22 protein-coding genes and 1 pseudogene are annotated in these 24596 nt (G+C 34.1%); 4 read left to right on the top strand and 19 right to left on the bottom strand.

Annotated features, from left to right (window positions below; all coding sequences use genetic code 11):
* Positions 1 to 42: 42 nt before the first annotated feature.
* The 3 genes from DFO73_RS18585 to DFO73_RS18575 form a co-directional block, all read right to left on the bottom strand.
* Entirely contained in the window at positions 43 to 816 is a 774-nt protein-coding gene (locus DFO73_RS18585; RefSeq protein WP_110066204.1) for a hypothetical protein, read from the bottom strand.
* Positions 817 to 2073: 1257 nt separating this feature from the next.
* Complete coding sequence (locus DFO73_RS18580) at positions 2074 to 3012, bottom strand: MBL fold metallo-hydrolase (protein WP_110066203.1); 939 nt, start codon at positions 3010 to 3012, stop codon at positions 2074 to 2076.
* A 509-nt stretch (positions 3013 to 3521) separates the two neighbouring features.
* Positions 3522 to 3827: a DUF5516 domain-containing protein gene (locus tag DFO73_RS18575; protein WP_110066202.1), complete on the bottom strand. Its 306-nt coding sequence runs from the start codon at positions 3825 to 3827 to the stop codon at positions 3522 to 3524.
* A 76-nt stretch (positions 3828 to 3903) separates the two neighbouring features.
* Between DFO73_RS18575 and DFO73_RS29935 the strand changes: the two are divergent.
* Positions 3904 to 4020 (top strand): annotated as a pseudogene (locus tag DFO73_RS29935) (DUF4279 domain-containing protein); the annotation flags it as partial.
* 268 nt (positions 4021 to 4288) lie between these two features.
* Here the strand turns inward: DFO73_RS29935 and DFO73_RS18570 are convergent.
* The 9 genes from DFO73_RS18570 to DFO73_RS18530 all read right to left on the bottom strand — a co-directional run bounded on the left by DFO73_RS18570 (position 4289) and on the right by DFO73_RS18530 (position 16140).
* The gene (locus DFO73_RS18570) at positions 4289 to 4645 is read right to left on the bottom strand and encodes a type II toxin-antitoxin system RnlB family antitoxin (protein WP_110066201.1); all 357 of its coding nucleotides are present in this window, start codon (positions 4643 to 4645) and stop codon (positions 4289 to 4291) included.
* Positions 4646 to 4676: 31 nt separating this feature from the next.
* A complete protein-coding gene (locus DFO73_RS18565) occupies positions 4677 to 5780 on the bottom strand; it encodes a type II toxin-antitoxin system RnlA family toxin (protein WP_110066200.1) in 1104 nt (367 codons plus the stop codon).
* Between the two features lie 46 nt (positions 5781 to 5826).
* Positions 5827 to 7110, bottom strand: a complete 1284-nt coding sequence (locus DFO73_RS18560; protein ID WP_110066199.1) for a DUF7017 domain-containing protein — start codon at positions 7108 to 7110, stop codon at positions 5827 to 5829.
* A gap of 11 nt (positions 7111 to 7121) precedes the next feature.
* The gene (gene rnhC, locus DFO73_RS18555) at positions 7122 to 8051 is read right to left on the bottom strand and encodes a ribonuclease HIII (protein ID WP_219993438.1); all 930 of its coding nucleotides are present in this window, start codon (positions 8049 to 8051) and stop codon (positions 7122 to 7124) included.
* Between the two features lie 390 nt (positions 8052 to 8441).
* Entirely contained in the window at positions 8442 to 8966 is a 525-nt protein-coding gene (locus DFO73_RS18550) for a hypothetical protein (RefSeq protein WP_110066198.1), read from the bottom strand.
* Positions 8967 to 9208: 242 nt separating this feature from the next.
* Positions 9209 to 11029: a TniQ family protein gene (locus DFO73_RS18545; protein WP_181396059.1), complete on the bottom strand. Its 1821-nt coding sequence runs from the start codon at positions 11027 to 11029 to the stop codon at positions 9209 to 9211.
* 62 nt (positions 11030 to 11091) lie between these two features.
* Complete coding sequence (locus tag DFO73_RS18540) at positions 11092 to 12018, bottom strand: TniB family NTP-binding protein (RefSeq protein ID WP_110066196.1); 927 nt, start codon at positions 12016 to 12018, stop codon at positions 11092 to 11094.
* On the bottom strand, positions 12008 to 13984 hold the full coding sequence (locus DFO73_RS18535; RefSeq protein ID WP_110066195.1) for a Mu transposase C-terminal domain-containing protein: 1977 nt from the start codon (positions 13982 to 13984) through the stop codon (positions 12008 to 12010). The genes DFO73_RS18540 and DFO73_RS18535 overlap by 11 nt, the downstream gene beginning before the upstream one ends.
* A gap of 257 nt (positions 13985 to 14241) precedes the next feature.
* Positions 14242 to 16140 carry a TniQ family protein gene (locus DFO73_RS18530; RefSeq protein WP_110066194.1) on the bottom strand — a complete coding sequence of 633 codons (1899 nt, stop codon included), beginning with the start codon at positions 16138 to 16140 and terminating at the stop codon, positions 14242 to 14244.
* A gap of 192 nt (positions 16141 to 16332) precedes the next feature.
* Here DFO73_RS18530 and DFO73_RS29420 point away from each other — a divergent pair, with 192 nt between their 5' ends.
* Together DFO73_RS29420 and recJ are read left to right on the top strand one after the other, a co-directional pair.
* A complete protein-coding gene (locus DFO73_RS29420; protein WP_258309588.1) occupies positions 16333 to 16698 on the top strand; it encodes a hypothetical protein in 366 nt (121 codons plus the stop codon).
* On the top strand, positions 16699 to 18360 hold the full coding sequence (gene recJ / locus DFO73_RS18525) for a single-stranded-DNA-specific exonuclease RecJ (protein ID WP_375137334.1): 1662 nt from the start codon (positions 16699 to 16701) through the stop codon (positions 18358 to 18360). It begins immediately after the preceding gene.
* A 55-nt stretch (positions 18361 to 18415) separates the two neighbouring features.
* Here the strand turns inward: recJ and DFO73_RS18520 are convergent, their stop codons facing one another.
* The 7 genes from DFO73_RS18520 to DFO73_RS28795 all read right to left on the bottom strand — a co-directional run bounded on the left by DFO73_RS18520 (position 18416) and on the right by DFO73_RS28795 (position 23886).
* Positions 18416 to 18901: a hypothetical protein gene (locus DFO73_RS18520; protein ID WP_181396058.1), complete on the bottom strand. Its 486-nt coding sequence runs from the start codon at positions 18899 to 18901 to the stop codon at positions 18416 to 18418.
* Between the two features lie 70 nt (positions 18902 to 18971).
* Entirely contained in the window at positions 18972 to 19688 is a 717-nt protein-coding gene (locus DFO73_RS18515; RefSeq protein ID WP_110066193.1) for a hypothetical protein, read from the bottom strand.
* Between the two features lie 44 nt (positions 19689 to 19732).
* Complete coding sequence (locus DFO73_RS18510) at positions 19733 to 20692, bottom strand: Kiwa anti-phage protein KwaB-like domain-containing protein (protein ID WP_110066192.1); 960 nt, start codon at positions 20690 to 20692, stop codon at positions 19733 to 19735.
* Between the two features lie 2 nt (positions 20693 to 20694).
* The gene (locus DFO73_RS18505; RefSeq protein ID WP_110066191.1) at positions 20695 to 21318 is read right to left on the bottom strand and encodes a hypothetical protein; all 624 of its coding nucleotides are present in this window, start codon (positions 21316 to 21318) and stop codon (positions 20695 to 20697) included.
* A gap of 165 nt (positions 21319 to 21483) precedes the next feature.
* On the bottom strand, positions 21484 to 21960 hold the full coding sequence (locus tag DFO73_RS18500; RefSeq protein ID WP_110066190.1) for a Mov34/MPN/PAD-1 family protein: 477 nt from the start codon (positions 21958 to 21960) through the stop codon (positions 21484 to 21486).
* Positions 21957 to 23681 (bottom strand): HesA/MoeB/ThiF family protein, encoded by a 1725-nt coding sequence (locus tag DFO73_RS18495; protein WP_110066189.1) that lies wholly within the window; start codon positions 23679 to 23681, stop codon positions 21957 to 21959. The genes DFO73_RS18500 and DFO73_RS18495 overlap by 4 nt, the downstream gene beginning before the upstream one ends.
* Positions 23682 to 23739: 58 nt before the next feature.
* Complete coding sequence (locus DFO73_RS28795; RefSeq protein WP_181396057.1) at positions 23740 to 23886, bottom strand: hypothetical protein; 147 nt, start codon at positions 23884 to 23886, stop codon at positions 23740 to 23742.
* 337 nt (positions 23887 to 24223) lie between these two features.
* Here DFO73_RS28795 and DFO73_RS18490 point away from each other — a divergent pair, with 337 nt between their 5' ends.
* Positions 24224 to 24481, top strand: a complete 258-nt coding sequence (locus tag DFO73_RS18490; RefSeq protein WP_110066188.1) for a hypothetical protein — start codon at positions 24224 to 24226, stop codon at positions 24479 to 24481.
* The last annotated feature ends 115 nt before the right edge of the window (positions 24482 to 24596 follow it).

The raw sequence follows: 24596 nt of genomic DNA, 5'->3' as shown, positions 1-24596 counted from the left end.
AATGTTTGTTATGGCTCATACTTTAAACCAACTTTTCACGAATTACCTGTCATAAGAAAGATCTCTTTCTCCCGAAAAATAATCAATAAAACCCCTTCCCAGTTTACTTATGGAAATAGTTTCACGCTCCTTAGGTTTAAAGCTGGCGAAATTACTATTTAATTTTTGGGGTTTGCCTTTTTGAAGTGATAGAGCATAATCGGTTAAATCATTTACTTTTTTAACAATTTTCTGATATTCATCATCAAAAGAACTTTTCAGCAAGCCTACTCGAAACAACTTTTCCTTTATCATTCTGTATTGATGAGAATCTATTCCCAAGTTTTCCAGATACTCATGAAAATTCTGATCATAAATAAGGTACCCCGTATTTAAATCAAACAATATTCGTAAGTCTATAACTCTTACACTTTTTAATATATCAAGATAAATGATCGTCTGGTCAACTTCCAGTTGATCGTTGCCTGTAAGTGATATGAATCCATTTGCTATATACTTTATTTTCTCTTTTTCCTGCTCATCTATAACATAATCGCATATTAATCCAGCAAAAAATTCTTTTAACATTACTTTATTATCTTCGCTCATTTTTTTGTATTGGTGTTCAAGGATGTCCACTTTCCCTTGCAATTCCCCAATGAATAATAGCAAATTCTCTTCCATTCTTTTTTGTTTGTAACTAAAAATAATACTTGAAGCTCCAGGTATCACCGCGCCTAAAGCTCCCTCTAGAAAAACTTCGGAAATTGTGGATATGCCGCCCTCTCCACTAACACCAATAATCTCTTTAGCTTTATCTTTAAAAGACTTCCGCATGTTAAACACACCTTTAGCAACGATTCTATTACCTATTATTTTACACAAAATAACAATAAAACAATAATAAAAATAAAAAATTCAATTAAAACGAAACACGCGAGTTAAAAGAACTTGAATCTTATACATGCTAATTAGCCACCGTGTAAATGATATCGATTAGGAAAAACCCTCTGCCTTCCTATTTATTGGAGCAAATCATATCTCATGCTGACATTTTTACTGGGTATATCACTTTTTGACAAGTCCGTTCCCTTCATAAAATTACGGGCATCGATATTGAATTCTATAACTGTATTTACTGAAAAAGGAATGACATATCCAACCGATACCGCGGTATCCCTTCTTACTCTTACCAACTTTTTGTGCTACAAAAATAGATATTCTAATTTATGCACTGTATACTATTTAGGAGAGCTGTTTAATCGATATTATACTTTGAAAAGTGTATTATTCACATGAACCATCTCTCAAATTCATGAACACTGATATAAAGAATTTTGCTCCCTATCTCAATTTCCTTGGATGTAGAATTATCATGATCACGTTGGTTTTTCTTATTAACCTTACTCCAAAACATTATCTCAAGCTGAATGAATCTTAAGCTTATAATATTGGGGGATTGGGGAGACACTTATCTCAAAGGCAAAGAATGCATCTCAGGAGTGCTGAACGTTTCTCAGGCTTCTTGAACGATTACACTCGGCTAAACGATTGTAACCCTCCACAAAGGTTGAGACACAAACCAAGGCAAACCCTTGATACATCAACCCCTAAATTCATAAAGTTTGAGATACTCAATCACTATATTTGAGATAGGATGATTTTCTATCCTAAAGAGTGAGATAGGAAGAAAACCTCCAATCTTATGTTTCATGAAGTTTGAGATAAGGACTATTTTTATTGCTAATGAACTTTTTCATTGATAAAATAGTTTCCTTCTAAAATCAAACAAAAAAAGAAACCAACCGTGGATTAAAGGGTTTGCTTGTGAGGTGCAAACAACCAAATCACAGGGCAATTCGCAACGGAAATCACAACATTTTTCACATCAAAAAGGCTTAGAGGTTTTTTTCTAAGTAGTTCAGATAATGTGGAGAAAACACAAATTAACAATATATTTATCACTTTAAAAGACAATATAAAACGCATTTGAATTAGCATAAATGTTAGCACATAAAAACGCTTGGAGATTTCCAAGCGTTTTTCAACTATTTTTTGTTCTAGACCAATAATTTGTATAACCAACTCTAATGTTCATCTTGCATAAAATGTATAAATTTTAGAAATGTTATCGTTGATGCCATTCACACCTTTCCATTCCTTATATTCGTTAGGTGTATCAAACTTCGAAACAAAAGATTCTAATGTTTGCATATTTTCCAGTGCTTCCTTTGACTTTTCAATTAAGAATGATAAATATCCAGCTAATGTATTTAACAACTCGTTACCACCAACATTTCCGTGACCTGGCACAAATGTTTCTATATCCATTTCCTTTACTTTCTGTAAAATAGAACTAAATTCATCAGGATTATAAATGGGTAAATGTAATCGCTCCGTAATTAAATCACCCATAAAGGCAATTTTCTCTTCAGGTAAATACATGAAAGTATCGCTCGGAGTATGTCCTCCGCCTAAACAATATAATTCAACTTTCCTCTTAGTTCCTTCTATAACCAATTTCTCTTCGAAAATTACGGATGGCAAGATAAGTTTCAAACGAGGTAAATCATCAAGAACTTTTGACATTTCGTTAAGCTGATTTGTTAAGCTATCTATCCGTATCCTATCCTGAGTTACTTCAATTTGATTTCTTAAGTTATTTAGATATTTTTCCATTTCGTTTTTTTCTTTTTCTAAATCACCAATTTCATTTTTTTCTTTACACCATTTCTTTGTCCTAGCTGTAGATATAATAGTGGAATCCATAAATGCTTGGTTTCCAAATACGTGGTCTCCGTGATAATGACTATTAATTAGATATTTTACTTTTTTCCCCGTAATATCTTCAGCTTGTCTTCTTAACTCATAACCAGCAGAAGGGGTAGTAAATGAATCAAATACAAGTATGCTGTCACCCAAGTCAACAATACCCGCATTACTCCAAGCACCCTGACCAGGTTTTGAAATAGCAGTATATACCCCATTACATAAAGAATCTAAAATAAAGAAATCAGTTTCTACTATTTTCAACCTCGCTCCCCCTCAATACCTATTTAATTGTTCGAAACAAATATATTCTATTTCTTCAATAAACTTAAATTTATTTTAACATAAATTTTCCATTTTCCTTTTAAAATAAAGTTCGCTTATATCTTTAAAATCAAGGTTACTATCGGATGATTTTTACAAAAGTTGTAGAATGTTCTTAGAATGGTTTAGGTATATTGAGCATACTTCGGATTAAAATTAGCAAAGTAATTAACACCCTTTTTACATCCTAATTTTCACATTGACAATAGTTATTGTCACTCTGTTATTTTATAACTTCATCGAGTAAAAACATTGATATATCAACATAAATAAAAGACCAAATCAGTATGCGATTTGGTCTTAAAATTTAATATGCTATTACCATTGTTTCTCCACAAAAACTGAACTACTTAGTTTTTTTCCTCTAAGCCTTTTTCTATATTTCAATGGTCCATTAAAGCTCCCAACTAGTTGAACAAGTGAAAGAAAAATCTCTAGTCTGAAATAGGCTAGAGATTTTCTTTTTTTCTAATATCAAATTTACTTTTTGCAAACTTTCCAACATTCCATGCTCCCCAAGAAACTAAGCCAACACCTAAAACTCCACCCCCTAAAATTCCAAGACTTTTCGCTTCTTTAGAAGTTAAGGTATATCGTAAGCCCTCTGCTAAATGTGGTCTAGTGTACCCAGACTTTATTAAGTCATTTACTTCGTCGGGTGACTTCAAAACACCTTCGACAAATTGAAAACCTTTAGAAATAAGTTCTCGACTTTCTGCATCTGATATTAGTTTGCCGTTTTCTAACCAAGCCATATTTTCACCTCTTTTCGAGCAGATATTTATTAAAATCTGTAAACTTTGTCTATACTTGAAATTTTAACAAAAGGACGTATTGATTCAAATTGAGAATAACGACTCACCAGCAATGTATTTACGGAATGACATTATTGAATTCGCTAGTTCAATTCAAGCTGAATTCCATTTTGATTTATATATATTTAGTTAAAATAAAAACGCTGTTGTTGAAATCAATAGCGTTTTCTAATGAGATTATATGTGTGAATTACTCTGAGATGTTCTGCGAATAACAAGATGCGTTTTAACTTGTGTGAACCTCAAAATGGAACCAGTTATTAAATTAGGGCTCCTTTTTAAGTATGGTTTTTTAGTTGTAACTTTTATCATGGATGCACTTAGACACAATTGGGTAACGAAACAATTAATAAAATTTTCATATATATATATTCAACAGCTACGTTACCTAATATATAGTATTACATTTTACCCTTTTTTATGAGAAACTGATGGGCATTGGACAAAATACCGTTTTTCAGTAAACCAGAGTGACTACTGTAAAAGTGACTTGCTTCTTTTATGATACAATCATTTACATCTTTCAGAGCTTTGAAGGATGAGTGATTGAATCTCGTACCATCAAACTCAGCCTCCACAAAACGATTTGAAGTGAAACCGTTGGACAAAAGCAAATCGAACACCACTTTTCCTTTGAAAAGCGGCTTCAGTTCTTCTTCAATGTCATCTATGTCCTCTATGGGATTCACATATGACGTTGAAAAAATGACATATGGATATTCATGATAATCCACTTTTTGTATTTCATAATTTTTCATAATATATCACCTTTTCTTTAAAAAAGGACCTCTAACTAGGGAGCGATACTTTAGAAAGTTCTTCGTGAGCTTTCTCCATCATATCGATAATCTTTGAGATGATTCGGTCAGCCTCCTGTTTGGACTCAATGATTCGTGTAAAGACATCCATATCCTCCACATGGAAAAGGCTGTGCCTTTCTTTTACATAATAATTATATAATGTTTCCATCCAGGTCTTGGTGACCCCATCCTTCAGTTCTTTCCCTTCCTTGGATAAATATACATGGCGGGCTGTTATTCCGTTATACCCAAATAAATCTCCGATAGTCTCCTTCTTGGATAGTCTGATACCGTTGGATGTGAGAATTTGCTTCATAAACCCTTCAAGAGTTTTTAAAGCGGGAAAGACAAAGGAAGAATAATCCTCAAGAGGAATATCAATTTTTTGCAGTGCTAATGAGACAGAAAGGATTTTCCTTTGGTTCTCTCCAAGATAATTATACGCGGAAGGCAATAATTCCTGCATTTCTTCCCTAATTTCTTCCGGTTTAATCTCTATGCTGAAGAACTCCGATTGATTCTTGATAACCTCATCAAATTTTTGAAAGTCTTTGGCGAGCAAGCAGGTTACCTCTTGATATAGATACATGGGTTTACCCTGAATCTGAAGCCTGCTAGTTGTTTTATAATACTTTAATGTAATCTTATCAGCAATGCTGCTTTGAAATTGATACAGAACATATTTCTGCTCCTCATGATGGGATTCAGTAATCTTTTTTACTCCCTCAAGTCCCTCTTCAAGAAATGCAATGATGAAATCAAATTCTTCCTCTTCCAATGGACATACTGAATAATCACCTGTCCTATCCGTTGCTGCGAACTGAATATTCCCTTTAATATGTGCCGCCAACTCCGTGCTGATATCCATATGTTGTCCAGATGGACGGAGGGTTGTTTTGCCATTCTCTAAATAATACAAGTCCAGCAAGATGGTTTTATAATCTGCCTGAATGGTGCATCTGTGGAGTGTTCCATTAATATGCTCAATATCAGATACCTCACAAGATGAAAAGCGTTTTTGAGCAAATTCGTTTATGATTACAGGAAGTTTTTCTCTATCCAGGTTCAGCGCCTTGAAGATATTCTTTGACATGCCAATTCACCTCATGTTTTGCATTTACGTTGTAGCCGTACAAGTATTAATTAGAAATAATGTTAACAGCTTTCCATGATTCCTTTTGTTTCTTTTTGTCGTACGATTGGATGGCATCAAATTTTACGGACATACCATCAACAGGAGAAGCAGGAAAGTCTGAGATTAGACAATAGAACGATTCTTTATTGCAATGAATAAAACAATAAGGAGCTCCCTCTTTAGCCAGTTTAACCACCCCAGATAAACTGGTTCTCTTATTCTTTTTTTCCATGCTTCTACTTGGCTCCGTTAAATTAGCGCCCCAGTAAGAACGGCATTTTTTTAACGCTTCAGGGAAGGTTACTGAAGAATTGAAATCATGCTGAGTGGATAATTCCTGGAGTTCTTTTAAGATTTCCTCTTGAATGCTCCAACCGTTTTTTTCACGAATCAGCTTGACCAACTGGAAATGGAAAAAGGACTCCTCCATCCTCTTCAATTCCTTTGACAGTTTGGCAGCATCCAAAATAAGACCTAAGATGCCTTCTAGCCTTTTCTCCGAACTAGCGGCTTTATACATATAGTCAAGAGCTACAGTTTTTTCCCCTTTTTCACTTATCAGCATCGCATAGTCATACAAAAGCCACCATTCCACTCTTCTTGCCTTGCATAAAAATTGAAGGATAGCTTCTGCTTCGTCGATATCACCTTGCTTCAATAGAGCAGTAGCTTTTAATCTCTTAAAATACTTTTCTTTTTCATTTGGATTCTGAAGGACGAAATCAACCATATCAATCGCATCTTTAAATAAATTTTGATGAATGAGGCAACGGATTTTATGCAAATACCAAATAGTTTGATAGCTCCAACCTGTGTCGCCACGTTCCGTCTTTATGGGTGTACTGTCAATGTTTTCAGGAGTTATCTTATCAACCCACTCACACGCAATGTCCATTTTTTTTAACTGCTTTGCCTTTTTCAAAACAGCAAAAACCACCTTCTGCATGGCTAGGTCATCAGGTTGCAAGGTAAGGATATGATTCGCAATATTAAGCGTTTTACCCATGGTATCCTTTTCGGTCAATCGGTTCAGATACCCGCCAATGTAGGTCCAAATGATTTCCCTGCGGCACCAGTCAAACCCAATATGTATCTTTTCAAGTTCTTTAGCTAAAGGAAGGGCTTCCTCAAATCTTCTAAGCTTTCGTAAACAATGTAAAAGCCCGGCACCATTGAACTTGTCCTGAGCACTTTCCCACAAGGTTTGATACAAAGGAAGGGCTTCTTCTAGAAGACCGTTTTTTCTCAGCTCATTAGCCTGTTCCTTCTGTTGGTATAATGTATTCATTGCATCACCATTTATCCAAGGATTTGTTGAGTTGTCTTAAAGTGGAGCTTTGCTACATTTAATAGTTCATCCTTGCCATATTGCTTTAGAAACGCTTTGGCGCTATTCTGTGTGGCTGTGGATGCCCCTTTTGGCAGTTTCAGCTTATACTGCCTCTCTATTTGGCTTAATCGCATCACGTACTCATTCCTGGCTAATACACTTGCAGCGGCAACTGCAATATTTTGCTCGGCTCTTGGCATTTGATACAGTTTAATGTTTTTCCCTTTTTCTAAAAGCGCCTTCTGAATCAATGTTTCATCCCCAAACTGGTCAGATAATACTGTTTCGCAATTATGAGTCGTAAGGATGTTTTCGATTACCCTGGCATGTCCCCATGCTAATAATCGATTGAGATTTTGGATTTTATTATAAAGTTCGTTGTATTTCTGATTACCGATAGGTACAATTGCATATGTGCATAGTTCTTTAATTTTGGGAGCGAGTTCAAAAATTGTCTTATCACTCATTTTCTTGCTGTCTGTTATCCCTAACTCTTTTAGTATGTCAGCGGAAGACTTTGACACCAAAACACCAGCTATTACAAGAGGTCCAAAGTAATCGCCCTTACCTGATTCATCTGTACCGATGAGTTCATCAGGCAACCTACTCATACCAGTGTTCTCCTTTTTGGGTATTTCTTTGTCCTTCCCACTTACCTGGGTTGAGATATGTAAATGATTTTCGAGCATATTCAGCAATTCAGAACTTTTTACTTGCGAGAAATCATGCCTAACCCCTTTTTTGCTTTCATAGATTCTAACCAGCCCACTTAGCTGGTTCATTTTAATAGTAAATTGTAAGCCGTAATTTATTTCCTTTATATCAGTAATAGTAAATCCTTTGGGTAAAAGTAACCCCTTAAAGTTCTCCAGATACTCATACTTCGTTTTGGCATTCATACTGTATCTCCTCAATTAACGAAGAATTTAACTATCCTAATTCTAACACATATTTCTATTACCTGACATATTTATACATTCTATTTACCGGGAAATTCATATTGAAGGTCTATGTATTGGTTAATGCAATCAGACCTAGCTAAGTTTCTTGCTAAGTTTAATGCGAAAATTGACAGATTTTTTACCCAATCAAGCATAACCAATATAAATGCAATGATTATTACAAATATCAAAAAGTTCACTTTTGGGGTCCAAAATTAAGAATCACACGCTAAATCTCAGATTAAATAGAAAAAAATATACAAATGAATTCGCAGTATAAATCATATCAAAAAAGGCTTAGAGAAATCTCTCTAAGCCTAATTTTTTCTGTACATTATTTAAAGTCGTTTATTCGTCTTTAACATCAATCACTAATGTATCAAATAACTTACCATCAATATAAACCAAGAGTGCCCATTTACCTGCTTCTGGTAAAACGACATTTGAAGGCATACTCGCATCTGCTCCGTTAACTTTACCGCCACCGATACCATTTCTTGACCAAGCTCCGTCACTTAAAAAAGGACTTATCTTTGAAGTATCTTTGTTATAACCCACGACTGTAAATTCCCCTTTATCAGCTCCCCAAAAATGCCACAACCACTTTTGGACTTCATTAGGTTTTAATTCTGGTCCTATTATTCCAAGTTTATTTTTGTTACCGACCATATCACTTCCTTCACCTGTGTTAAATTTGGTAGATGTCCTACTCCAATCTATCTTTTCAAAATCCTTTTCATTTACAAAGTTAGAAATATCATTAGGCAAACTTACATCAATTGGTTTTTGAACTTCTTGAACCTTTGATGATTGGCAACCACTTAAAACAAATAAACACAATAAAAATGCTGTAAAAAACATTTTCAATTTCACAATCTTTCCCCCTTTTTAAAATAATTATTGTTGTATTTTATTTCTAATATTAACATAAAAATCCAATAAATCTTATTAAAAAATCACTCTATTTTGAGTGATTTCATTTATAATATATTATATCGTTAATTGAAAATTGCTTTTTCGTAATTAAAGATGTCAATACGGCAAAAATATTTCACAAGAAGGTTTAAAGCAACTAGTTGCGGTAGAATACTAGTCTTGAGGTAGTTTAAAACACATCAGAGAAATTTATCACTCTCTAACATTGAATTTAAATACTCATCTGCTACTGAGAGCTCCCACCCCTTTATCACCATTAGAGCTTTTCTTGTTTCGTCGATTGAGAAAACTTTACTTTTTGTTCCGCACCAATTTGTCTTTTCACAGGGCATACTTATTTTGCCCTCTTCAATCCATTTCCTTATTCTTGGTTCCCCTACCCTGAAAACTTTTTGCAATTGTTTCATTCGAAAACCAAACTGTTTAATCAATTCCTTTTGTTTCAAATTGATGAATTTATCCAGTTCAAAGGCATTTATACATATCCCTTTTATATTTTGCTGGTCTTTTAAAATCGAGTATGAAAGCATTCCCTTTTGCAGCAATTCAATAAGGTCAATAGTATCTAGACCCACTGAGCGTAAAGAACAATTAGCAGTCTCAAATGGAGTCCACTTACTATTGGGTTTAGTTATTTTCTTTTTTGCTCTTGCAGTGAAACTAATCAAAAATGATTCAACTTCATTACGATTAAAGTACCAAATTTGATACCCATCTTTCTTAGGTCCGTGCAGAGCATTGATAAACCCTCTTTCAGCCAATTTGGTAGCAATACGGAAGTTCACTCCTAAATAGGTTGTGAGTTGATTCAATGTCATGCTTTCTTTCTTCATTTTTAAATAATTTTGCACACTTTCTTTTTCAATCAAATAAATATCCCTATCGCCATTCGTTGTTTTATGCAACTTTAATAATCCATAGTCGCAGAGGTTCTGTAAGGTGGTCCATTCACTCTTTATCATCTTAAAAGCTTCTATACGAGTAATAAATTTTTTATCTTCAAGTTTCCCTTTGAACAACTCCTGTTCATTGGCATAAATATCTTTACGCTCAAGGATATACTTATCATACACTTTCTGGTATAGAGTGCTATCTTCATATTTTAATATTTTCCTTAAATAACCAAACATATTTTTATACGAATCTATTGAACTAATTTTGACGTTATCGATAGCCATTAAAAGTTCTTTTAAATATATATCAGGCTGAGATGTAAATGCATTTGCAGCGGCAGTTATATATCTCATCATCATTACGTCTCTTGTGTCTGTGTTTAGACGTAAAAAGTTTGTTTTACTTACAGAATCAATATTTTTAAACGATGATAGTTCCTCTACATTTACTTTATCTAATAGAAAACACATATGAAAAAAAATATAAAAATAATCCTTAATGGATTCCTTTACACCTTCTTCTTTATTAAAAAGAATTTTATATATCGCTTTCTGTGCAGCGGTCACTAATTTGTCACTTTCAACAACAGAGTGGGCTTGATTAAACTGAAATCCACACCTACAGCGGTTTGCCATAAAGCGACCAAGCAAAATATTTCCTTTACACTTTGGACAGGCATCAATAAGAACTGTATTATGTTTTTGGCAGGTTGTTAGAAGAGATATATCCCACTCTAATTTATGATAGAAGTCCTCTTGAACACAAGCAGAGCAATATTTAGTCCCATATTTTTCATAAACTCGATGCGATTGAAATTCTTTTGCTTTTTTCGAAGAGTAATCCATACAGTCAACCAGGGCGTAATCGAATTGATTTAATGTATGCTCATATATATCTAATCCCAGCACCTCTGCTAATTCTTCTAGAACAGGTGTAGCAGCTTGTCCCTTTTTGATGTAGTTGCAATTGTTCGAATAGATGAAGTGTCCAATTTCTTTTAGCATAGAACCTAAATGTTCAAAATAGTTGGCTTTGGCTGACCTATATAAAATGGAATATAAACTTTCTCCTTTTTTTGGTTTTACGTTGTTCAACAATCGCTTCAATGTCTTCACCCCTCCCCTAATTTTGTGCAATAAGAAAAGCATGGTTCTGTTCCATGCTTTTCTTATGATGTTAGTTTGAAATCTTTCTTAACAAAAGGATTGTTCTCTTCGCCTTGAAGGATATAGGAATGTAATTGATATGCTTTTGCCATATCAATCATTTCTATTTGTTCTTTTTCTTGTTCAAGAGAAATAAGAGCAGCTTCTTTAATTAATTTCATAATTGAGTTCATAACCCCTCCCGTTGCAGTCATAATCCTATCCGCAAATTCTGGATTTTCTAATCCTGCCAATTGTTCAAAGGGGAGCAAAATATCCAACTGTTTCATCAACATCCGGAATTCTTTTTTTCGATTTTCTTCCTCATATCCGAAAGGAGGAATAGAATACCGCATTGAAAATCTCCTTTTTAATTGAGGATTACACTCAAGGACTGTTTTAGCATCATCTAGTCCAAATAGGACTACCGGTACCTTTGTCCGATTAATAAGCGACTTAAAACAATCTGCAACATCATAGTTAACTTTTTGATTTTCCGTATTAACAAAGTGCTGAAATTCATCTAACATAATAAGTTCCACACGGCAATCCTTAATGAGATTTACCAGACGATGATTTTTGTTGCCAATCGTACCTCTAGTTGGAGCAGGGTCTCCTAACTGCTCCAACATGGTTTCTAGGAAGGTGCTAATTCGAGTTGGGCTTGGAATTTCTGCCCACAGAACGACTCTTTTTGTTCTTGTTGATTCATAGATGATTTTGTCATTAAACTGCCGATAGGTTTCAAAAATAGTTGACTTCCCAGAACCAGAGGGACCTGTGATTAACATACATTGTGGGTCATCTGAAATCGAGGAGGAGTCATGGCAGCGTTTAATTAAGTCTAGCGCTTTTTTAAAACGCGGATGCGCTATTCTTAGGTTTCTTATCTGTTCTTTTTTCTGAACTAAGTCCATAGATGAATATTTTTCCCTAGTATCAGTTTGCATCAAAGTGCCCCCAATCATTATCGATATCGATTCCTAAAAGGTCTAAGTTTTCCTTCTTAGATTCGTTTTTCTTCTGATTAACTACAACTTTAAGATTTGGTTTTGCAGGTTCATCAGTCAACTCTTTGTCAGACCCTTTACCTTCAATACGTGCATTCTTTTTTCTTTCTTTTAAAGAAAAGTTCTTTTCTTCTTGCATCATCTCTACTAACTCTGCTCTTGCAGCAGCTAAAGCGCTTTTATCAACCTTTTTCGAATCTTCATTGGCTTTTTCCAATATAACTCTATGAGCGTATTCATTAAGCCCTCTAGAATACTCTTCATCTGTACATGGGACCTCAATATATTTATTGTCTATTTCATCATAGACATAAATCATAGATAAATCAGTCGGGTCCAATTTAAATTTTACTCGATTTTCCTTGCCTTTAGCTCTAAGTTTTCCTTTCAATAAACTTAACTCAGGCGATTGGTAAAATAGATGCAATCGTCTTACTCCGGTTCTTTGTATGCTGCCGAAACCCAATTTCATCAAAGCAACCTTCCAATCCAGCTTTGTAGAAGGAACTGCAGGTTTTGGGCTATGCTCAAATGCTTTCTCCCAAAGAACAGCAGGAACACCTCTGACTCCACTGTTGTATTCCTGTGCATACTCATCAATTAACCATTTGTGGAAAATCTCCAATAGTTTATTAAAACGGATAGAAGCTTTCTTGGTGGAATCATAATCTCCTTTTTTTACGGTGTTTGAAAAAGTCGTTCCTGGGGATTGATGAATTAGTTGCTGGTTAATGGTCCTAAAGTGCCTTTCAACCGCTCCTTTATACCACGGCATTTTAACTGGACAATAGTAACGCTCAATACCAAGTTGCAAACATGCCTCTTCTAGATGCTTGCTCCTGAACTCTTTTCCATTGTCCATTACTAATAATTCAGGTAGCCCATATGCACTCCATTCATTTTTTACCCTTGGATATTTACTTTTCAAATAGGTTTTTGGTGAAATTGCATGTAAGAGTGCATACATGACTGAAGTATAGGATGGAGGTTCAAATCCGATATAAACACCTAATGGATATCCTGTATAGACATCCAATAAGCTTGTGATTGTCGGTCTACCAATAGGCAGCAATGTTGTGTCATCCAATACCTCTAAATCCAGTGTTGTATGGTCGCATTCCACTCTTTGTAGCGGATATGTTGGTTTATTTTGTCGTGTAACCTCCATATATTTATTTCTTATTGCATTCATACCCTTTCTTGCCTTATCCACTTCAAAACTGTCACGAGAACCAATCCTTCGTCTAATGGTGGATATCGAAGGATGACTTAACTTTTCTTGATTATCGCGCTGTTCGTTCTCTTTATCTATTTGATGGTAGACGAGCCTGTAGATGGTTTTAACTGAAATTTCCTCACGAACAAGATAATGCTTGTCAATTACTTGATTTATAATTAAATCCACTTCTTTTTGCAGTTTATTATCTTGTGGTCCACACTTAGTGATATTGGAAACTAAAGAACGGATATCTTCTTCACTCTCCTGATATGCTTTTAACCAACGAAAAATGGAAGCTCTTGAAACTTCATATCCACTAGCTTTTAACTCATTAACACGAGAGAGAACATATGGATTCAAAGATTTTACCTGAATTCCCAATAAAGGTTTGATTGCATGCAATCGGAATTTCGCCCTTTCTTGAAGTTTTTCTGGATATAAACTAAAATCCGAATAATCAGGAGAAGCAGCTTTCCCATTTTTGTTAATGCTTCCTCTAGTGAGGAATTCTAAATTTCCTTGTTCAAGTTGGTAAAGCAAATCATTTAGCGAAAACTTTTCTTCGACGTCTTTAAAGTCTAAATCTTTCGCTAGATAATTTTCTCCCCCAATCTCTTGGCTGATTTCAAACTTCCTGCCATTTAATATGAATTTTGTGCCTCTTGCTATATGAACACGGCTGCTCATAATATCCTCTCCTTTTGCCAGATTGAAAGATTACCAGTATTATCATTATGGTTAGATTTAGATTTTTTAAACCTGGTTTTTATATGGCTCTGAAAACGAGAATACAGGAGCGCATGTTCCTATTTCAAATGTAAATTCTGGAAGTATCTTGAAATATGTTTTTTTATATCTTATAATTGAAGATTTGTATAAAAAGATATATTTTTTCATATTTCTACATTGGTTCGTTATTAATTCCAAAAATAACAAATATATTTCTAAGTTAAACTTTTCGATATTACCCCTTTCCTTAACAAAACCTCTTCAAGTTCTTCTCTCTTAAAAAGAGTTTTCCGACATACTCCGTCCAAATAATTTTTCAACGCCTTTTTATGCCATAACTTATTTAAGAAAGAGTAATTTACTTCATATCTTCTTACTGCTTCCCCTGGTGAAATATACACTTCTTTAAATTCATCGACCTGATGTTTTTTAAAGTAATATATCTTTCTCCCCTGTTTATTTACTATCACTTTTGGAGTAATTAGATTTGCTCCAATCACTTTATGGAGTGTTCGTTCTGTATACCCTAGTATTTTTGAAACGTCTTTCTGTGTATAGCCTTTCTCTTCGACAGCTCGTTTTTTCAATTGGTTCCGTAATTCTTCTTCTTCAATAAGTAACTGATTTATTGCTAAATCCTCCGTAAAGGAATAACAATTAATTTGTTTTGAGATTATCCAATCGAGTAGTTTGCCAATTTGCAAACCGCTGGTGACATATTTATCAAAACAGGCTTGAAAACTTATCAAACCACTGTGTTGATTCTCTTTAGACGAAAAAACTGTTTGGTTCATTCTACTAATAAAAGACTCAACCGACTTTTTACTTATATAAACAAACTGTTTCTCAACAGGTCCTGCTTTTTGCTTTAGATGACCACTCTTTATTAAAAATGTAAGACCCTTCCAACTGACATCGAGAATTTCCCCAGTCTCTTTTTTTGTCATTAAATCACTTTTTTCCTCTAAAAATCTTCTTATGACTATTTCGGTCTCCTTTTTTTCGAAAAAGTAATTAGTATGTGTTTTTGCAAATATCTTTTTCGGTTTTAAAATGTCACTTTCACACAGTTTGTCGATTTCTCCTTTTGAAATATCATATAACTTCAAAATGTCTCGCTTTGTAAAATAATGCTTTTTTCTCTTTAAAGCAGAATCCAAATCAAATGTTTCTAAGTTCCTTGGAACCTGTCCCTCTATAACTTTCATCTCTTTAAAGTCCTCATAAGCCTTTTTGACATTGGCAAACTCACAATGCGTGGATAAAAAGTTTATGAATTGTTTTTTTCTGTATTTTTTTCTGGGTGAATCACTTTGCTCAAATGTCTCAAGTGCATAATGAAAATTCTTAGGAAAGTTCTTAAAGAGTATCCAATACGCATTTGCAAATGCAACAGTATATAGAAATTCATCAGGCGGATATGTGAAAATTTTTTGTTCTTTATTGTATCCTTCATCCTTTATTAAGCTTTCTAATCCATCAAATAAGCGACAAGTTGCATCCATAATTGATATAACCTGAAATTTGGATAACTTCCCAAATACATTGTTATTTGCTCCTAACAGAAAGTCTTGAAAATCACGTTGAGCAGTTAAAAGAAAGCTACTTTGATTTACGAACTCAGTTTGTGATTGGTCTAACTTATATGAGCAATGCCTACAAACACTTTTAATTAAAGAGCCAAATTGCACATTTCGATTACATTTTGGACAGATATGCCTTAAAATGTTTCGGTGTTTGATACAAACGCTTACTGGTCTAAGACCCCACAAAGATTTATGCATTTTCTTTTCTGCAATACATTTCGGACAATATTTTATTCTGCTTCCATTGGTCCATATTTTTCTTTCCATTTCATTAAGTTTCTTAAAAATGGAATGATAAGATTTTGTATATATATCCTGATAATCAGCTCTGCTAAGGACCGCCAATGTCTTACATACACGCTCATCAAAATTATTAGACTCTAACTCCCACCATCTGACTCCTATGATATCTCCAATAACAGAAGGGAATTCGAAATGATTAGCAATGGACAACCTATAAATATAGCTGACAAGACTTTCCTCAACATCTAATTCGATTCGATTATTTAATGGATTTATAGCTTTCACCCTCTTTTTTTATCCAAAAGACTAGCCGGTAATTAAAGTGTTTATACGCCGAGTTTAAAATTTCTTTCTCATAATACGGCTAGCAAGCTAGCAAAAAAGAAAATTTCTAAAATATTTTACTACCAGCGTTTAAAAAGAAATATACCTGGAAACAATTGGGGTGAAATTGAGAATAGTTGAGGAAGTGATTTGATGAAGTTAAGTACAATGTTAGCAACGGGAGAGTTTAAAAACATCTTAGAGCTGAAGGTCTTCCTTATTAAACACAAAAAAAGTGGACATTTATTCTTCATACCAGAAATGTCAATTGTCGAAGAAGAAGAAGAGTTTGATTTATTTTTTTATCTATCAAAACCTGCTGAATTAAAAAGAGAAGCTTTTCCTATACCAAAAGAAACATTTAAATATAATATTAGCGAAGAACGCTTAAAGGGATTATATGCATCCTATTATTGTACCGATTGTCTTCCTGATTCAGGGTATTTTAAGAATCTCAAAGCTTACGAAGGAACTGATTGGGTTTGGCTATATGAAAGTTCTGCAATGGAGGGGGTTTAAATACATTGGATTAATAATGATGTTCCGTTTCAGGAACATCCAAAGAAAGATAAAATTATTTACTATTCAAGGTATTTCAATTGTCATCCTCTTCTAATGCAATATCTGTTTCTGCATGGTATGGAAAATACAGAGGAGCTATATAATATTTTCAGCCCATCGTTTGATAATCTTCATGACCCTTTCCTATTAAACGATATGAAGAAAGCAGGGAATAGAATTTTAAAGGGAATTCACCAACAGGAAAAGATTCTGGTATTCGGGGATTATGATTGTGACGGGATAACCTCCACTTCTATTCTTTATAAATATTTAAAAAAGAATGGTGTTGATGTTTCTTACAGACTGCCATTACGTGAGGAAGGGTATGGAATCTCACCTTATGCAATTACAGAAGCTGCAAGCATAGGTGTTTCACTTATTATTACTGTGGATAACGGTTCTTCCGCTCATGAGGCTATGGGAGAGGCAGCAAAAAGAGGCATTGATGTCATCGTTACAGACCATCATGAAATATTAGGGGAAAATCCAAATTGTTACGCTTTTATAAATCCCAAAAGGCACGATAATCTATATCCATTTCCTGAACTATGCGGTGCTGGTGTCGCTTTCAAGCTGGTTCACGCTCTTTGCCTCTTAAAAAAACAGAACTGGGATACCGAAGTAAAAGAGTATATTGAATTAGCTACCCTTGGTACTATCGCTGATTTAATGCCTCTAAAAGGTGAAAATAGAATAATCTGTAAGTTAGGATTAAGACGAATGAATGTTGCCCCTTCAATAGTTTTCAGAGAGATAATCAGAAGGTTAAAAGTAAACCAGATTAATAGCGGCACAATCGGTTTTCAGATTGCTCCTATATTTAATGCACTAGGTCGAATTGATGACCCAAATTATGCGGTTGCAATACTAACCAACAATACGGTAAATCCAAAAGATATTACCAACCTTTTCGAATTCAATCAAAAAAGAAAGCAACTGACCGCCGAGCAGTTTGCATCATGCGAAAAAGTGATTTCTGTAAATAACCTTGCAAATAATAATATCATTATCATTTATGGAAATTACCATCATGGTTTAATTGGAATCCTGGCATCAAAGATTGCAGAAAAATACCATAAGCCCGCCATTGTCATTTCTGAAAATGGTACAGGCTCATGCCGCAGTGTAAATGGAACGCCTTTTTCAATTATCAACACATTAAATCGATGTAAAAATCATCTAACTAGATTTGGAGGACATCAAGCTGCCGCAGGTTTTTCTATTAAACCCCATGCAGAACTGCTAAATAACTTTATACAGAATATGCAAATATCTGCCCAGCATGAAGGACCCCTTAAACCTGTAAAGCACTTCTTTGCTGAGTGTTCTCCACAATATTTTGCAACCAGCATATATAATGATATTCATTTGCTAGAACCTTTCGGTCAGGGGTTTAGTCAGCCAATATTTCTATCTAATTCTTTGATGTTTACTGAAACTCAAACATTTGGCAAAGAGAATAGTCACGGAAAATTAACATTACCTTCAAATGAATGTTTTTATCTCTTCAACAGGGGAGGCATTGTAAATAAATTAAGAAACCAAGAAATAAAACTTTTCTATTCTTCAACAACGAATGATTCTGATGAATTTATTGTGCATGGTATAAAGAAAGCCTAAATATATTCTGGTTAATAACTTATGGCTAAATAAAAAAGAGGTCTTGAGAATAGAATCAAGACCTTTCCTTTTTTTGTGATTTACTGCTAACATAAAATTTTGTATAGTTATTATATTTTCGCCATGGTTGACGGTGCAGCAACCTTGTGCCATCTAAAGCGCCTCTGTGCAGATAAACAACTTCGGGATATAGATTAAAGATTGCTCCTAACCTAAGTGACGTGTCATACACACACAAGGAACTAAAATTTGGAACTTTAAATTCGTAAACGATAGTGAAGATGTCATCAAATCTTTTGCACTTTTTTAGTTCCTCTATAATTTTTGGTTCAAGTAATCTTTTCACCATCTTTTCTAATATGGTTTTAGGAATCAGATTTTGATGCGAATCTCTTTTTAAATCAGGTAAATAACCCCATACAGCATTTCTTATTAATTCTTCTAAAGGTTTTGTCTTTTTTCTAAAATCACTTAACTTCCATTCCTCATATCCTGCATAATTCTTATTATAAAGAGTAACTAATTCCGAAAGAGTTTTCATTTCCTACCTCCACCAAGTTAGGGTATTAGTAAATATATTTTCTGTGGTTATTTTTATTACTTCAACACTATTATTTATGTTTATCTTTTCGTGAAGGTAAAACTAGGTGGTAATTGTCTTCTTCTAACTCTTGTTTAGGATTTGTTTGTATCGAAACCTCTAATAATGAGAGATGTATAAGGAAGGAGATATCATTTAAGTAGGAACTTGAGCCGAATTCTCTTATTTGTTTCAAGAAACCACTAAGTGTAATCGTAAAACCAATTACTAAAATATATGCTGCTAACAAAGGGGTTGCTTTTTCTGTATTCCCATCTCTGATTTCAAAAAATGCATAAGATAATAAACCCGTAATCAGAAGTGCCACAAATAACTGTCTAATGATATCCGAAAGTGGATATTTTCGATTATACTCTACTGCTGATATCTCTCTTTTAATAATTTCATCCAACCTTAATAACTGTTCGTCTGATGTTATTGAAAAAATTTCACTAAGCATTTTTCTAAAAGGTTGAACATCGTAACCAAGAGTATTAGTTGGTTTTAATTTAATCATTTTCTTTTTGTGTTGTTCCCCGCCAAAGTATAGGATTATGAAATAAACTACTATACTCAAAACCATCCATATTATCAAATCAAAATAAAAAAGAATACTTATGATAATAGGGAAACAAACACTCGTTAATAAATAGAATAGAATCCACTTGTTCATCTTTACATTTCTTAATAAGATATTTTTAAATCCAAAACGCTTCTTATATTCCTTTACAAGCTGATAGATAAACATAATGACATCCTTATTTATATATGGACGGACACTTGTCCATCCCTTTATAGTCTTGATTTGTTCAAAGCTCTATATCGTTCATCGGTAATCATCGATGTTACAAAATTATCTAAAATAACATCCACAACAACTTTCGCTTCCTCTTTTGTCGTACATACAATTTTGCCTTCTTCATCCAAGTTCAAACTTATGGTTCCTTGGTTGATAAGATTAACTACTCTATCCCTCTGGATACCTTCAAACGAATAATTAGCAGCACGAGCCAATTTTTTTTGCAAGCTCACTTGAGAACCAATAAAGCGTAATAAATCTGCCTCTTCAGACAACCAACCGAGTTCCTTTATGTTTTCCACAACTTGTTCTGCAGCTTCCCTGAATTTCTCATAATATTTAAATAACGATAAGATTTTACTCTCATTGTATAGAACCACATTATTTTCAAAGATTATACCATCCCATTGTTCATCCAAAAAAAGTCTTTTATTTGTGTTTTCATCCAATTCATACTGCCCTCTAGCCACATTCCAATTCCAAATTGTTCTCGTTTTCATTAGAACACTTTCAGAAATCACTTTTAAAAAATAAATGGTCTGGTCATTAATCCGAAAAGAAGCGATAATTGTCTTTGGTTTAAAATCGCTATCATTAATCAATTGATGTGCATTTCCTTCTATTTGGTCCTGCACTATGATTTCCTGCCACCTGGCTAGCTGATTAAGTTCTGTCATTTGAATATATCTTCGTATAGATTCTCCGCCTTCATCAACATCCTGGATATTGACTATTTCATATTCCAAAAGGCTTGATAACATGGATTTAGTTGTCCTTAATAGCCATTCTTGAATGGAATCATCGATGATAACTTCCTTCGGGTCTACATCATCATATGAGGACGTTGTTCCCTCTTTAAGTTTCTTTCCTACGATGTATAATCGGAAAGCATCCTGTTCTGTGTTCATGATTGGCTGAAATTGCTGGTTAAAAACTTCAATTTGCTCCTGCATAACTAACTTCCCTCCCTTGACGGGCTATCAATCAGTATCTGTTTTCCTTCCAATCGATAGCACATCAGTTCTTTTCCTTTGTAATAATCAAGGTTTTTCTTTCTAGAAATAACAATTACCTTTCCATTTGTAGTTTCAACTGCATACAATCTCCTTTTAAAGGCGGTTAGCAAAGGGTTGATGTACAATAAGTCGGAATATAAAGAAAGCCACATGATTAAGACTATTAGTAGGATGAATATTATTACCTCTTTAATATTTTGGGTGTTCAAACTTACTAGCGGCAAAACATATGTCATTAAATATACTAAAACGTCCTTATCTCTCGATTCTACATTATTAATGTTAATCGAAAATTGTCCAATTCTTTTTCGTTCAGTTTTTACAATCTCTCGTATAATGTAAAAACAACAAAATAAAGAGTAGAGAAATAGCACAATGGACATGACACTTAAAAAGCCTTTAATTGTGTCTAAATCATAAAAGAAAAATTCTTTAAAGAACCGCCAATACTTTAATGAATAATAGATTGCTTCAAAATCAGCAAATTTAATAAATAATATTAAATATAAAGGAAAATAAGCTGAAAAAAGCAACTGTATCCGAAACCAAAGCGGACTGCTCATTTCACCGCCTCCATCTAAGCTTCATACGCGAGTTTATACAGTAGAATTTATTTTGTTAATAGTTTTTGAAAGTTGCAGAACACTAGGTAACCAAAAATCATATATTTTCATTATTGCATATTTTAGACATATATTTACAAAAAAAAATGAACCCACCGATAAGGCTCATTCACAATCCAATGTATATAAATTCTTAAATTCGCACACTTTTTTCTCCTTATAATAAAAACTTTTCTTAAAAAGCTGTTGGTCATCATAGCACACGATGAGCATAATTGGCGTTTCAAGCCTAGATAATCTATTTTTTGCGATTTTATTCAGCTCTTTTTTATCGGTTCTGCTCGGTGTCAGGTCATTAAATGTGTGACTATGCCAATCGCCTATATAGGTTATGTTCCTGTTCGTTTGTAAGTATATTTCATCAACGAATTTTTGTGCATATGCGCTATCAAGTGTAACAGAATATTTTCTGTGTTTTGCTTTTGGTCCTGGACCAGAACAATGAGTTATCACAACCTCATCCTTTACTGTGTAATAACCCATCAATATCCCACCTGTTTCTACCTCATTGTCCGTCTTCTTCACTTCGTTTTCAATGAAAGACAATGCATCTCTTTTTATAAAAATGTCTTCTAAATTCATTCTGCTTTAACCCCGCAAAGCGGACAATCTTTATCTCTTTTATGAGGAAACACTTCAACTTTTGGATAAGGGTAATTTTGTACAATGATATGGTCATAATCCAACTTTCGTTCAAGAAGTGTATCCACTGCCATTCGAACAGTTTGTGTGGCTATTCCATAGATATCAAATGATGCACCAGCAAAAGTCGGAAAACCACACCCCCTTGGATATATTTCCTCTATAGGCGAACTTGCTACCGTAATATCGTCCTGTTCACTTTCACAAAGATAACAGCCAGTCTGCATAGGTATTGTTCTAAGAACCCTTCCTCCCCATGCACCATTACTAATCCAGCCATGAATGACAGGCTTGTCCAACTCCAAGCTTAGACGATTGAAGATTCTTATGACACTTTCTTCAGCCGTTAGATTTATGACTAAATCCACTTCGCTTACTTTTTGATAAATTCTCTCCATCACTTCTACATCATGACCGATAAAGTAGTCTAACTTTTCGACATGTGCAAACGGATAGTGAGACAGTATTTGTTCCTCAAGGAGTTTCGTTTTTCGCATTCCAACATAATCAATCGTTCCAGTATGGCGAACTAAATTTCCAACGTCCAACATATCCTTATCCATTAACATCAAGGAGCCAACCCCACTTTTCCCTAATTCCAATGCAACAGCCGAGCCTAAGCTACCTAAACCAGCTATAAGAACCCTTTTGCTATCTAATGAAGTTAATTCTGGAATCCGTTTGAAATGCTCATCTTTTGTAAGGTAATGTGGTTTTGAATACTTTATGCTTTTTGTATTAAAATCATAAACACCCCAAATAAATGCTTTCCTGTATTGATTTCTCTCGTAGTTTTCCTCATCAAAAATAAACGCGAAATGTGGAGGGAGCTGGTCTCTTCCCTTTTTATTTTTAGGCAGTTGTGCAAACTTATATTTGTTAATTTGACTTTTTAATTGTGCAACGTCTTTATTGCTTTCACCATACATATGTCCCAATTCTTCTACTACTGCTTTTGGTTCATAAATGTTGAAGTTTGGAGGTTCTTTCAAATGAAACCATAATCCATTTTCCAACGGGAATGGCTTATTCCATCTTTGAAAAGGCAACGTCTTGGGCAGTTCAAACTGTTCGCCTAGCTGCTTTATTCCTTCTAAAACGTAATGATAATCTTGGAAGGTAACTTGTTCTTTGTTTTCATAGTAATGACCAAAATACCTAGCTATAGTAAATGTTCCTGTTTCTCCTAGAGAGTCCGGAAGATGCTCAGTTATAAATAATGGCACGTTTTCAAATCGAAGATAGTTTGACCAAGGTTCAGGGGATTCAACTTCATTTTTTTCTACAGCTTCCACACCTGTTTCAATATCTTCGAGCAATCGAATCGCTTGTTTTACCATAAAGGCTCCTGTCATGGAGCTATCCCAGCCATATTGGTCGTGTGGAATGACACATAAGTTTTTTTCAAAAGGATTCTGATGGCGGAATAGATTTCTCTCACTTGCTTTAATTACAATGCGCTGTGAAGGAAATTCAGAAGGATATATTAATTCCAACTCGACTTCTTCACCATTAACATCAACCGTTCCTTTAAAAACAATACCCCGCATATCCTTTTTTACCTGCTCATCTAATAGGAAATTCAAATCTTGTTCTATAAATGAATGAATTTCTTCTTCTAATAATTCAGGTCTTCTCTCAAACCAAGTCTGATAGTTCATATCAAATCCCCCTCTCTAACAAAATTCCCCCTTGAGAATACTCAAGAGGGAATGCGTTTCACCCGTACTTCTTTTCTTTCCCTACACCAGGAGGATTTCTGTCTGGGTCTCTATCCTTTGGCTTATCCGGTTTAGGATTTTCAGGATGATGAGGGTTTCTTGGATTATCATGTCCTTTATGATTTCCATTATCTTTATTGCTCATTGGAATACCTCCTCGTAATTTATAGTAATATTTTAACATTAAACCTCAAATAGTCCAAACATTTGTACTATTTTTACTCTTTGATTTTTTTTCTTTTCAAAGCTTCTGCTTAAGTTCGGTGATAAAAAACCTTAGAACAATATAAAACTAATGTACTTGTATTCATTTTTTTGTTAAATCAATTTTCTTGCCATATAATAGTTGCATCGTAGATAATTCTTCATTCATTGATTACTTCATCCCTTTTGCAATTGTGAAAGAAATATGTATTTATTTGATTTTTTAAGATAAACCCTCCCGTGTATAGTATGTTGTAAATATGGGAGGAGGGAAAGTAATGAAAAAGGAAAAGATTCAACCACATTGTGTGGTATGCCTTATACCATTTAAAAGAACAGACCAGGTACATACTGATACTTTTGGAACACAAATTCAACATGCAAAATGTTTCATGTTCAAACCAGAGTTTATAAAAGATACCGGCACATACGAAGAAGTTGTGAATAAATATCCTAACTATAAAAAATCATTTATTGTTTCTGATAACCCTGTTACAGACTTATCACTAGTAGCTGCGCATAAACTTCGAAAATAAAAAAGCAAAAAATGACAGTAAAGCGTTTAGCTTCCTGTCATTTTTTACGTTATGTCTTTTTCTTGATATTGACTTTTTTTTCAATATTTATATTAATTTTCCTTACACAGTTCCT

It is taken from the genome of Cytobacillus oceanisediminis (assembly GCF_003182355.1).
In the GTDB taxonomy this organism is placed as follows: Bacteria; Bacillota; Bacilli; order Bacillales; family Cytobacillaceae; genus Cytobacillus; species Cytobacillus oceanisediminis_A.
The sequence above is the reverse complement of the archived record's forward strand: the minus strand, read 5'-3'. Positions and strand labels throughout refer to the sequence as shown.